The 11,845-nt window shown below is 66.4% G+C and carries 12 protein-coding genes; 9 read left to right on the top strand and 3 right to left on the bottom strand.

Going from position 1 to position 11,845, the window contains the following annotated elements; translation table 11 throughout:
• Window positions 1-170: 170 nt before the first annotated feature.
• Window positions 171-650, bottom strand: coding sequence for a hypothetical protein (locus tag C487_RS19980; protein WP_152422450.1), 480 nt, complete (start codon window positions 648-650; stop codon window positions 171-173).
• 102 nt (window positions 651-752) lie between these two features.
• Here C487_RS19980 and engB point away from each other — a divergent pair, with 102 nt between their 5' ends.
• Window positions 753-1,406, top strand: a complete 654-nt coding sequence (gene engB, locus C487_RS00535) for a GTP-binding protein EngB (RefSeq protein ID WP_006183696.1) — start codon at window positions 753-755, stop codon at window positions 1,404-1,406.
• A gap of 544 nt (window positions 1,407-1,950) precedes the next feature.
• Here engB and ddh read toward each other — a convergent pair.
• Window positions 1,951-2,877, bottom strand: a complete 927-nt coding sequence (ddh, locus tag C487_RS00530) for a D-2-hydroxyacid dehydrogenase (RefSeq protein WP_006183695.1) — start codon at window positions 2,875-2,877, stop codon at window positions 1,951-1,953.
• A 33-nt stretch (window positions 2,878-2,910) separates the two neighbouring features.
• Between ddh and C487_RS00525 the strand changes: the two genes are divergently transcribed.
• Together C487_RS00525 and C487_RS00520 are read left to right on the top strand one after the other, a co-directional pair.
• Window positions 2,911-3,099, top strand: coding sequence for a hypothetical protein (locus tag C487_RS00525; protein ID WP_006183694.1), 189 nt, complete (start codon window positions 2,911-2,913; stop codon window positions 3,097-3,099).
• Window positions 3,100-3,250: 151 nt separating this feature from the next.
• A complete protein-coding gene (locus C487_RS00520; protein ID WP_006183693.1) occupies window positions 3,251-3,436 on the top strand; it encodes a hypothetical protein in 186 nt (61 codons plus the stop codon).
• Window positions 3,437-3,466: 30 nt separating this feature from the next.
• Here the strand turns inward: C487_RS00520 and C487_RS00515 are convergent, their stop codons facing one another.
• The gene (locus tag C487_RS00515) at window positions 3,467-4,864 is read right to left on the bottom strand and encodes an NUDIX domain-containing protein (RefSeq protein ID WP_006183692.1); all 1,398 of its coding nucleotides are present in this window, start codon (window positions 4,862-4,864) and stop codon (window positions 3,467-3,469) included.
• On the opposite strand from C487_RS00515, the gene C487_RS00510 reads away from it, so the two are divergent.
• The 6 genes from C487_RS00510 to C487_RS00485 all read left to right on the top strand — a co-directional run bounded on the left by C487_RS00510 (window position 4,863) and on the right by C487_RS00485 (window position 11,829).
• Window positions 4,863-5,363, top strand: a complete 501-nt coding sequence (locus tag C487_RS00510; protein WP_006183691.1) for a metallophosphoesterase family protein — start codon at window positions 4,863-4,865, stop codon at window positions 5,361-5,363. The genes C487_RS00515 and C487_RS00510 overlap by 2 nt on opposite strands.
• 75 nt (window positions 5,364-5,438) lie before the next feature.
• Window positions 5,439-5,984 carry a ribbon-helix-helix protein, CopG family gene (locus C487_RS00505; RefSeq protein ID WP_006183690.1) on the top strand — a complete coding sequence of 182 codons (546 nt, stop codon included), beginning with the start codon at window positions 5,439-5,441 and terminating at the stop codon, window positions 5,982-5,984.
• Window positions 5,985-6,189: 205 nt separating this feature from the next.
• Complete coding sequence (locus C487_RS00500; protein WP_049907748.1) at window positions 6,190-7,395, top strand: Nramp family divalent metal transporter; 1,206 nt, start codon at window positions 6,190-6,192, stop codon at window positions 7,393-7,395.
• Window positions 7,396-7,440: 45 nt separating this feature from the next.
• On the top strand, window positions 7,441-9,474 hold the full coding sequence (locus C487_RS00495) for a hydantoinase/oxoprolinase family protein (RefSeq protein ID WP_006183688.1): 2,034 nt from the start codon (window positions 7,441-7,443) through the stop codon (window positions 9,472-9,474).
• Entirely contained in the window at window positions 9,471-11,096 is a 1,626-nt protein-coding gene (locus C487_RS00490) for a hydantoinase B/oxoprolinase family protein (RefSeq protein ID WP_006183687.1), read from the top strand. Before C487_RS00495 ends, C487_RS00490 begins: the two co-directional genes overlap by 4 nt.
• The gene (locus C487_RS00485; RefSeq protein WP_006183686.1) at window positions 11,089-11,829 is read left to right on the top strand and encodes a maleate cis-trans isomerase family protein; all 741 of its coding nucleotides are present in this window, start codon (window positions 11,089-11,091) and stop codon (window positions 11,827-11,829) included. Before C487_RS00490 ends, C487_RS00485 begins: the two co-directional genes overlap by 8 nt.
• Window positions 11,830-11,845: the final 16 nt, after the last annotated feature.

Below are 11,845 nucleotides of genomic sequence, written 5' to 3'. Positions count from 1 at the left end.
ACGAAGAACTTCGTCGAGTCGTCAACAACAATGAGATGCTCTCACGGGATCACGCTGTGCCGGCTGTCGAGACTTCGGGGTAAACTCATACTGGCATTCTAAAGCCCAATCAATATATAGTTATGATGGTTCACACAATTTAATTCCAAATATAATATATTTTATAAAGTCTATAGATAGTTAATTGTGCAAATTCGACCGATGGATATTGTCCAAAAGAGTCTCACTATAGGGATAGTTAGCCGAGCTACTTGCGGCCATAGAACAATTACTCTTGCCGAACAAATTTTTCTCGCATCTGGGCTTGTAACGAATGCAGCAGAGTTCCCCAGTTGCTGTTTAACTTCATCATCGGCACCAGAGATATCATAGACCGTTTTAACAGGACCATCATCTGCAAAGTTTGTTTCGTCGTACTGCTTAGCTACTTTTGTTGAACTTGGGGAAATAGATACTTCGCCATAAGGACCGGAACCATCCGCGCCGAAGCTAATGCTGTCAAGTTCGACATCACCAATCAATTCCCCACTGTTGTTTTTATCCGGTGCCCAATCTCTTAGACACAGAGGTAACAAGAAATGCTGTGGTCCAAGCAGATACCTAATCGATTGGATGGTCTCGGACTGTTCGTAGTGACGAACGTCTAACACTGATTCTCTCCGGCCAGATCGGCGGGCCATCTCGAGCGCCCGTCCGCCGACGGCCGACTCCCGTTACAATGCGTATAAACGTCGGTCGGCCGTACACCGTCTATGATCGAGTTCGATACGCGGCCCAACCGAGACGCCGAAGTGGCGCTCGTCGGCCGCTCGAACGTGGGGAAATCCACGCTCATGCGTGAATTGACCGGCCACAGCTTCGATACCGGCGGCAAACCCGGCGTCACTCGCTCGCCAAACCACTACGATTGGGCCCCGGAAGACTTCGTCATCACCGACCTCCCCGGCTTCGGCTTCATGAGCGGCGTCGACGAGGACCTCCGTGAGGAGATCAAAACCGAGATCGTCCACTACCTCGAGGAGTACGCCGACAACGTCCTCGTCGCCGTCCTCGTCGTCGACGGCAAGAGCGTCATCGACATCATCGACCGCCACTCCGGTCCCGACGAGATTCCCTACGACGTCGAGATGTTTCACTTCCTTCGGGACCTCGACGTGCCGACGGTCGTGGCCGTCAACAAGATGGACAAGGTCGACGACGAGGACGAACGGCTGGACGCCCTCTGTGACCGCCTCGGTCTCTATCCTCCGTGGAAGCAGTGGCAGGACACGATCGCACCCATCAGTGCCAAACGGGGGCAACTCGAGCCCCTGCACGAGGCCGTTCGGAGCCACCTCCACGAGCAGGAGCGCGACGATCTGTTTAAATTTTTCGCATGTGTTTACCCCCATAGAGTTCCTGGCTGAGCCACTGAGACGGCTGAAAACAGCACCCTCTATTTGATTTATATATCTCTCNGGCGGTCGAATTTTACGGATTTCTAATTGAATTCCCCGATTTTGAACCTACTGTCCTCCTGCGATTTCTGGGGGTAAACACATACAATTTTTCTAACTCTATATCCTCATTGAGGGGGTTTTCGAACATCAACGAACTCATCGTTACGTCCTGCTCACTTCTCAAACTGACTCAACTAGACAGTGCCTGAACACCATTGATTCCAAGGACGGTAACATCAATCGTCCAGTTCGTTCTCGAGGGTCCTGTCACGAGTGGTGGTCTCGAGTGCTTCGAAAATGGAAAAACTGATTCCCCGCGAGCGTGGCCGGGATCGATATAAACGACCCCGGTCCTGCCGGTCGAATCGCCACCGTACCCGTACGACTTGAGTTCGAGCAAGCCGAGACCGATGCGTTCCCCGGACCGACGCCGTGTGCACGTCGGCGATCGCTTCGGCGTCCGCCGGGGTTGCGGCCCGGACGTGGACTCGACCTCGAGTCGACATCACGGTCAGACGACGCGGTTGTGAAACGCCTCCCCGACCTCGAGTCGGTCGACGTTCTCCCGAACGATATCGCCGGTGTCCCGGACGTAGTCCCGCGTGTACGCGGCGCAGTGGGGCGAGATGATTACCTCGTCCATCCCCCACAGCGGCGAGTCCTCGGGGAGGGGTTCCGTCTCGAAAACGTCCAGCGCCGCCCCCGCGAGGGTGTCGGTTTCGAGCGCATCGATCAGCGCCGGTTCGTCGACGACCGAGCCACGGGCGACGTTCACGAAGTAGGCGTCGTCGCGCATGGCGTCGAACGTGTCCGCGTCGAAGAGGTGGCGAGTCGCGTCGGTCAGGGGCACGGTAACGATCACGAACTCGGCGTCGGAAATCGCCTCGCGTAGCCGGTCGGTCGTGTAAATCTCGTCGAATCCGGGGACCGGCTCGTCGGAGCGACGGACGCCCCGCAGGTTGAGGCCGAGGCCGCCGAGGGTCTCCGCGACGCCGCGTCCGAGCGTGCCGGTGCCGACGACGCAGGCCGTCGAGCCGGACAATGTGAAGGCCTCGTCCCAGTCGGGGCGCTCCCACCGGCCCTCCTGCTGGTTCGCGACGTGGTCGTGCAAGCGCCGGGCGAACATGAGGAGATACCCCGCGATCGTCTCGCCGACGGTGGTGTCGTGAATACCCGTGCTGTTCGTGAGGATCACGTCGTTCGCCTCGAACTCGTCGAACGGGAACCGATCGACGCCCGCCTGGATCGAGTGTACCCAGTCCACCTCGAGGAAGGCCTCGCGGTGTTCGAGGGTGACGATCGCGTCGCAGGATGGCATGTCGTCGTCGACGACCGCTATCTCGACCGGCAGGGCGGCGAGATAGTCGGCAAGCTCCGCCGGTGGAAAGACCGGTTCGACTGACTCGTGGATGCCGAGTCGCTCGAGTTTGAGACCCATGGGCGTCGGTACGCACGAACCGGAAGTGAACGTTTGCCCGTCCGAACCGAACTCGGGGTCCGTGGCTCGGGGCCGATCGAGAACGGCGACTCCGCGTCGGTGATCGCGGCCGCGGCGGTCCCGTCGCATCGAGGGACGGAGCAACGCGGCGGCTGCAGGGCGGCGCGGCTCCGGATGGAAAACGACGGTGGCTCGGTGAAAGAGTTCATCACACGGGGCTAAGCGGGGGTAACTCTCGTCATCGCCACCGTGATACGGTATGTGTGACTCACGCAAAAACCCCACGAACCGGCCGCCGATCTCGTCGTCCACGGACGAACGCGCGGCGGATAGGTACACGTTCAACCCCATTGATACGAATGCGTTCATGTGCATGGGTTCAGTACGCTACGATCAACTCGACTGGAGGCCGAAAACGACCGTCGTCCGGCCGGACTGGATCGTGGGCAAAGCGGTGGTCAGGGTTCCCTGGCTCGGCACGCTCCGTCTCCTGGTCGAGTCGCTCGTCAACGTCGGCACCGTCGCCGTCGGCTTTCTCGCGACCACAGCACCGGAGTGAGCGGCCGACGGCGACGGCGCGACCCGGACCTCACGGCGACCGCCACGTCTCGAGGTCGCGGACCTCCTCGGCGATGGCCGCGATGTCGTCGGGGTCGAGTGCGCCCCGTTCGGTCACGATTTCGTCGATGCAGTCGGCGGGCGTCACGTCGAAGATCGGGTTCAGCACGTCGATCGGCGCGTCGCCGTCGTACACCGCGGACCGTGCGCCGGACTCGAGGTTCACGTCCTCCCGGGTCGAGACCTTGTCCGTCGCCGCGACGACGGACACCGGAATCCCCTCGCGGTCGGCGGCGATAGCGAGCGCTCGCGTCCCCGCCTTGTTCACGACGGAGCCGTCGGGACGGACGGTGTCCGCGCCGACCACCACTCGGTTGATGGCGTCGCGTGCAAGCACGTGCGCGGCCGCCGCGTCGGTGTGGACCGTTACGGTGCTAGCGGTCGTCTCGGCCAGGCGTTCCGCGACGGTGACTCCCTCGCACGCGGGTCGCGACTCGGCGACGAACACGCGCGACGGCTCGGCCGTCTCGAGCGCCTCGAGCACGGTGCCCGAACGCGAGAGGGTCGCGACGGTGCCGTCGAGGCGGTCACTCGCGGTCGCCGCGGCGTCGGCGTCGGCGGACAGCGCGCGGTCGATGTTCGACAGCGCCGACTCGAGGACGGCCCGCGCACCGGCCGCTCGGTCCCGACCGTCGGCGTCGGCCATCGTCCGGTTGACCCGGTTCCGGAGGACGGCCATCGACGGCCGGACCTCGAGCAGCCGATCCGCGAGGGCGGTGAGTTCGTCCCACTCCACCGCCGGATCGGCTTCGGAGTCGGATCGGTCGTCGACGATCACCCCCGCCCGATCGCGCAACACTTCGAGCGCGCGCATGGAGAGGGACGCCGCCCCGTGGTCATCGTCGGCCGCGATCGAGCGGACGGTCGGGGCGACGCGGTCGTAGGCGGTCCACAGTTCGGGCACCGTCTCGCGGTCGGTCCCGACCGACTCGAGGAGTTCGGTCGGGGCGACCCACTCGGCGGCGTCGTGTTCCTCGCTCAGTTCGATTTCGCGGGTCTCACAGTCGAAGAGGTACGGGTGGACGATCCACTCGCGCTCGAGGGCCGGGTCCACGAATTCGACCGGCCGCCCGGCACGGACCAGCGAGACGCTGGCGGCCTCGAGACCGGTTTCTTCGCGTATCTCGGCGTGAACCTGCTCGTCCGGTTGGCCTTCCGCAAAGCCGGAAACCCCGCCCCACTGGCCTTTGTAGGTGCCAACCGCATCGCTGCGGCGCAACAGCAGTACCTCGCCGCGGGTGCGGAGGAACGCGGTGACGACGTGGCTCGCGCTCGCCTCGTCGTGAGCCGTCGGTGAGTCACTCATACGCGAGGCCACGACCGCTCGCAGGGAATCGCTTTCGGGACTGGTCGCCGTACGCTTGCCCATGCAACGGATCGCGATCATCGCCGATACGCACGTTCCGTCCCGGGAACGCGACCTTCCCGACTGGGTCGTTGAGGAACTCCGAGCGGCCGACCGGACGATCCACGCGGGGGATTTCGACTCGCGGCGAGCCCACGATCGGATCAATGCGCTGGCGAACGGGGCGCTGACCGCCGTCCGCGGCAACACGGATCCCCCGACGATCGACGTTCCACACACCGCAACGCTCGAGGCGGGCGGCGTGACGTTCGTTGTGACCCACGGGACCGGCTCGCCGACGGGATGGCACGAGCGGGTCGCGGAGACCGCTCGCTCCGAAGCGGCCGCCGACGAGCCGGTCGCCGTCGGGGGCCACATCCACGATGTCGTCGACACGACTGTCACGGGAATCCGGGTACTCAACCCCGGGAGCGCGACCGGCGCGGCTCCGGCCGACCGCGCGACGATGTACGTCGCGACCGTCGCTGACGGGACGCTGACTGTCGACCTGCGTACCGAGTAAGCTCCTCAACGGCGATCGGCCACGTCCCTGCCCGAGTGCGTGAACTATACCCGTCTCGGGAACCCCCGTCAAATCATGACACAGCGCGTAACGGTATCGCTCGACGACGACTCGGCGACGGCGCTCGAGACGCTGGTCGCCGAGACGGGCAACGGACAGAGTACGGTCGTCCGCCACGCACTCACATTCTACGCGGCGAACTTCGAAGCAGCAAACGAGCGGCCGAGCGAGAACCTCGAGCGATACTACCGGATGCTTTCCTCGGGAGAGCACGTCCTGCTCGACATCGACTTCCTGCACGCCTTCCTCGAGTACTGTTATGCCGGCGGTGATCCCGATCCGGAGTTCGTCGAGGCGGCCGACCGCGTCGCCGACTATCACGCTCGGGAGTACGGAGCCCGGTTCGACGAGGTCGGCGACCTCCTCGAGTGGCTCGCCTTCTGTGGGTTCCTCGACGTCCGCGAGGAAGGCAAAGGGGTCTACCACCTCGTCTTCCCATCGGAGGCCGTTCGCTGGTTTATGACCCGGTTCATCGAACGCAGCACCGTCGAGTTACCGGCGGAGATCGAACTCGACGGCGGCGTCTCGAAAGTAATCGTCACCGAACGGCCGGCCGAGTAGCGGGCGCTCGAAGCGACCGTCGCTCGAGGACCGACGAGACGGACTGAACGCGGCCGGCGGAAAGCAGCCGAACCGTGATGTTCATACTGTTTCATACGATTTCACATGGGATATCGTCGCGTTTCGAGCCGTGGAATCAGCCGTATGTTCGTGTCTTAACAACGCTTTTAGTGCCGTCAGGGAGTGGCATATGTGAGTACACATCATGGGTATGATTGACCGACTGAAGGCGATCGGACCGGGCGCGCTCGTCGCAGCGGCGTTCATCGGTCCGGGAACGGTAACGACCGCGAGCGTGATCGGTGCCGAGTACGCGTATCTGCTCGTGTGGACCATCGCGTTCTCGATCCTGGCGACCATCGTCCTCCAGGAGATGAGCGCGCGGCTGGGATTGATCACGCAGGAGGGACTGGGTGAGGCGTTTCGCGACGAGTTCGATAATCCGGTTCCGCAGGCGATCACCGTCGCGCTCGTCGTGAGCGCGATCGGTATCGGGACGGCGGCGTTCCAGACGGGCAACATCGTCGGCGGCGCTGCCGGCCTGTCGACGATCACCGGGGTCAGCGAAAACGTCTGGGGACCGGTCATCGGTCTCGTCGCCGCCGGACTGCTGTGGACGGGGAACTACAAACTGATCGAACGGGTCTTCGTCGGCCTCGTCGGCATCATGGGAACGGCGTTCCTGCTCAACGCGCTCATGGTCCGACCCGATCTCGGCTCGCTGGCCGGCGGACTCGTCCCGACCGTTCCCGACGGGTCGGCGTACCTCATCGCCGGCCTCGTCGGGACGACCGTCGTCGGCTACAACCTGTTCCTCCACGCGAGCACCGTCCAAGAGCGGTGGGACGGCCCCGAGGACCTCGCCGAGTGTCGCGCGGACACGATCGGGATGGTCGTCGTCGGCGGGATCATCACGACGGCGATCGTCGTCACGGCCGCCGCAGTGTTCCCCGCGGGGACCGAGATCGACAACGTCGGCGAAATGGCCGACCAGCTCGAGCCGGTCTTCGGGGGCTACGCCCTCACGTTCTTCGCGATCGGTCTCTTCGCGGCCGGTTTCACGAGCGCCATGAGCGCGCCGCTGGCCGGTGCCTACGCCACCGCCGGCGCACTGGGCTGGGAGCGGGACCTGACCTCGACTCGGTTCCGAGCGATCTGGATGACGATCCTCGGCGTCGGCATCGTCTTCTCGGCGCTCGACTACAATCCCGTACAGGTGATCGTCTTCGCGCAGGTGGCCAACGGTCTCCTGTTGCCGATCCTGGCGGTCTTCCTCATCTACGCGATGAACAACCGCGACCTGCTCGGCGAGCACACGAACACCACACTCCAGAACGTGCTCGGCGGGATCGTCACGCTTGTCGTGGTCGGTATCGGCCTGCGAACGCTCTACGATGTCCTCCTCGTATAACTTCGAATGACAGGTTCAAACGCACGCGACGTAAACGCAGACGCAATGGCAACCGAATCGACTCGAGACGGCGGCGAGACGCGAATCGGCGTCGACGTCGGCGGCACGTTCACCGACGTGGCGCTCTCGATCGACGACCGACTGGTCACCGCGAAGGTCCCCTCGACTGATCCCCAGCACGTCGGCGTCCTCGAGGGAATCGAGAAGGCCTGCGACGACGCCGGCATTTCGCCGGGCGAGATCGACGGCTTCGCCCACGCGATGACCGTCTCGGTCAACGCCCTCCTCGAGCGCGGCGGCGCGACGACGGCGCTCGTGACGACCGAAGGGTTCCGGGACGTCCTCGAGATCGGCCGACAGGACCGACCCGATCTGTACGATCTCGAGGCCGAGAAACCCGAACCGCTGGTGCCTCGAGACCGACGGTTCGAGGTCGACGAGCGGACGACGACCGAGGGCGTCGAGCGCCCGGTCGACGAGGACGAGGTCCGTGACCTGGCGGCGACGCTGCGCGAGCGCGACGTCGAGGCGGTCGCGGTCTGTCTCCTCCATTCCTACGCCGACCCGGAAAACGAGCGCGTCGTCGCCGAGACGCTGCGCGAGGAGCTCGCGGTTCCCGTCTCCGCCTCCTACGAGGTCCTCGCGGAGTTCCGCGAGTTCGAGCGGACCTCGACGACCGCCGTCGACGCCTACGTCCGCCCGGCGATCGACCGCTACGTCGGCCAGTTGGTCGACGAAGCCGACGACGCCGGGATACCGGCCCCGCGGATCATGCAGGCAAACGGCGGGATCGCCGATCCCGAGACGGTGCGGGACCACGCCGTGACGACGACGCTGTCGGGGCCCGCGGCGGGTGTCGTCGGTGCCGCGGCGACCGTCGACGACGCCGACGTCGAGGGCCTGGTCACCTTCGACATGGGCGGCACCTCGAGCGACGTGAGTCTCGTCCGGGACGGCCGGGCCGAACGGACGACCGACGCGGAGATCGACGGCCTGCCGATCCGGACGCCGATGGTCGACGTGAACACGGTCGGCGCGGGTGGGGGCTCGATCGCGTGGGTCGATTCGGGCGGCGCGCTCCGGGTCGGGCCGGAGTCGTCAGGTGCGGACCCCGGCCCCGCCTGCTACGGTCGCGGCGGAACGCGGCCGACGGTCACCGACGCCAACGTCGTGCTTGGCTACATCGGCCCCGAAACGGCGCTGGGTGGTGAGATGACCCTCGACGTCGAGGCGGCCCGCGAGGCGCTCGAGCGACTGGCCGACGAGGCTGGACTGGACGGCGCGCTCGAAGCGGCCCGCGGAGTCTACCGCGTCGCGAACGCGACGATGACGCGGACGATCCGGTCGGTTACCGTCGAGCGCGGGCACGACCCCCGCGCGTTCGCGCTCGTGGCCTTCGGCGGTGCGGGCCCGATGCACGCCGCGGCGCTGGCCGACTCGCTGTCGGTCGACCGGGTCGTCGTCCCGCGGCCGGGCGGGGTCCTCTCCGCGTTCGGGCTGCTCGCGGCCGACGAGAGCTACGACGCCGTTCGGACGGTCGGCGTGGGACTCGAGGGAGCGGCTCCCGCCGACCTCGAAGCCGTCTACGACGACCTCGTGGCCGACGTGCTCGCGGACGCGTCCGATCCGGACGCGGCGCGGGTCGAGCGCGCGGCCGACTGCCGGTACGCGGGCCAGAGCTTCGAGTTGACCGTCGCCGTCGGTGACGAGTTCGACGCGGCGGCGGTCGCCGATCGCTTCCACGACGCCCACGAGCGGACCTACGGCTACGCGATGGACGAATCGATCGAGATCGTCAATCTCCGCGCGACGGCGACCGTCCCCGGATCGGAGCCGGCCATCCGCCACGAGGGGGCCGGCGACGCACGAATCGGGACCCGCGAGGCACACTTCCCCGGCAGCGGCGCGGGGGACGCGGCCGTCTACGACCGGGATCGGCTTCCGGCGGGCGCGTCCGTCACGGGGCCGGCGATCCTCGAGCAAGCCGAGAGCACGACCGTCGTGCCGCCGAGTTGGAAGGGGCGGATTCTGGCGGACGGCACGCTCGTGATGACGCGAACGGAGGGTGACGAACGATGACACCGACCGGAACCGCGGAGACGGCCGACGGCATCGATCCAGTGACCCTGGAAGTACTGCGCAACCAACTCGAGAGCATCGCCGAGGAGATGGGACAGACCCTGATCCGCGGCGCGTACTCGCCGAACATCAAGGAGCGGCGGGACTGCTCGACGGCGCTGTTCGACGCCGCGGGGCGGATGATCGCACAGGCCGAACACATCCCGGTCCACCTCGGTGCGATGCCCGCGGCTGTCGACGCGGTCCGCGAGCACGATCCGAAGCCGGGCGACGTGTTCCTGCTCAACGACCCCTTCACCGGCGGCACGCACCTCCCGGACGTGACGATGGTCTCGCCGATCGCACCCGGTCGAGGCGGTCCCGAGGACGAACCCGGCGATGGGGAGATCGTCGGATACGCGGTGTCTCGAGCCCACCACGCCGACGTCGGCGGCATGACTCCCGGGAGCATGCCCGCCGGCGCACAGGAGATCTATCAGGAAGGGCTGCGACTCCCACCGACCCGACTCGTCGACGGCGGTGATCTTCGGGAGGACGTCCGCTCGCTCGTCCTCGCCAACGTTCGCAACCCCGACGAGCGGCGGGCCGATCTCCGCGCACAGCAGGCGGCGAACGAACGCGCCGAGGAACGCCTCGCCGATCTGTTCGACGAACACGGTCGCGAGACCGTCCTCTCCGGGTTCGACGCCGTAATCGACTACTCCCGCGAGCGGATCGCCGAGGAGATCGCGACGCTGCCCGACGGGGTCTACGAGGCGACGGACGTCCTCGAGGGTGACGGCGTCACCGACGCGGATATCGAAATCGCGGTGCAGGTGACGGTCGACGGCGAGACGATCGACGTGGACTTCGCCGGCACCGCCGCGCAGGTCGCGGGGAACCTCAACGCGCCGCTTGCGGTCGCGACGAGCGCCGTCTACTTCGTCGTTCGCTGTATCACCGATCCCGAGATTCCGCCGAACCACGGCTGTTACGAGCCGGTACGCGTCCGCGCACCCGAGGGGACGCTGTTGAATCCGAACCCCCCCGCCGCCGTGGTCGGCGGCAACGTCGAGACCAGTCAACGGGTCACCGACGTGGTCTTTACCGCGCTCGCCGGGGCCGCGCCCGACCGCGTGCCGGCACAGGGACAGGGGACGATGAACAATCTGACTATCGGCGCGCGGGACGGCTCCTTTACCTACTACGAGACCATCGGCGGCGGCTTCGGCGCGCGTGCGGACCGCGACGGCATGGACGGCGTCCAGGTCGGGATGACCAACACGCTCAATACGCCCGTCGAATCCCTCGAGACCGAGTACCCGCTGCGGGTCGACCGCTACGCGCTCCGGGACGGCAGCGGCGGCCGCGGCCGCCATCGCGGCGGTCTCGGCCTCGAGCGAACGGTGACCGTCGAGGAACCGGCGACGGTGTCGCTGCTGACCGAGCGCCGCCGCCACGCGCCCAAGGGTGTCGCCGGCGGCGAAAACGGTGCGACCGGCGAGAACCTGCTCGATGGCGAGCCGGCCCCCGCAAAGACCACCGTCGACGTCGACGCCGGGACGACCGTCACGGTGCGGACTCCCGGCGGCGGCGGGCACGGCGATCCGGACGATCGCGGCAACGGTGGGGCCGATGACTGACGCCGATGCCGACCGCGGCGGCCGACTTGGGCTGATCGTCCCCTCGTCGAACACGACGGCCGAACCGGAGTTCCGGGCGTTCCTCCCCGACGGGATCACCGTCCACGGCGCGCGGATGGCCCTCGAGTCGGTCACCGTCGACGAACTCGACGCGATGAGCGACGACGCGGCGCGGGCCGCCGAACTCCTCGGCCACGCCGACGTCGACGCGGTCGCCTACGCCTGTACGACCGGGAGCCTCCTGCATGGCCCCGGGTTCGACATCGAACTCGAGGCCCGACTGCAGGAGGCGGCCGGCGTCCCCGCGGTCGCGACCGCTCGGTCGGTCGTCCGCGCGCTCGAGGCCCTCGAGGCCAAGCGGATCGCGGTCGCGACGCCGTACACCACGGAACTCGACGACCGGGAGCGGGCGTTCCTCGAGGACGCGGGCATCGACGTCGCGTCGATCGACGGCCGCGGGCTCGCTGCGAATACGGCCATCGGCGCGCTGACCCCCGACGACGCCGCCCGGCAGGTACTCGAGGCGGTCGACGGCGACGACATCGACGCCGTCTTCGTCTCCTGTACGAACTACCGGTCGCTGGCCGTGGTCGACGACCTCGAGTCGCGACTCGGGGTCCCGGTGATCACGAGCAACGGCGCGACGCTGTGGGACGCCTGTGGAGCGGCCGGGCTCGAGGACGCGCTCGACGGGCCAGGGGCGCTGTTCGATCGCGATCGAGAGCCGCTGTAATCGGACGCGGTCGGAG

The organism is Natrinema pallidum DSM 3751, assembly GCF_000337615.1.
Classification (GTDB): domain Archaea; phylum Halobacteriota; class Halobacteria; order Halobacteriales; family Natrialbaceae; genus Natrinema; species Natrinema pallidum.
Note: the sequence above shows the minus strand (reverse complement) of the source record. Positions and strands in the feature narration are given on the sequence as shown.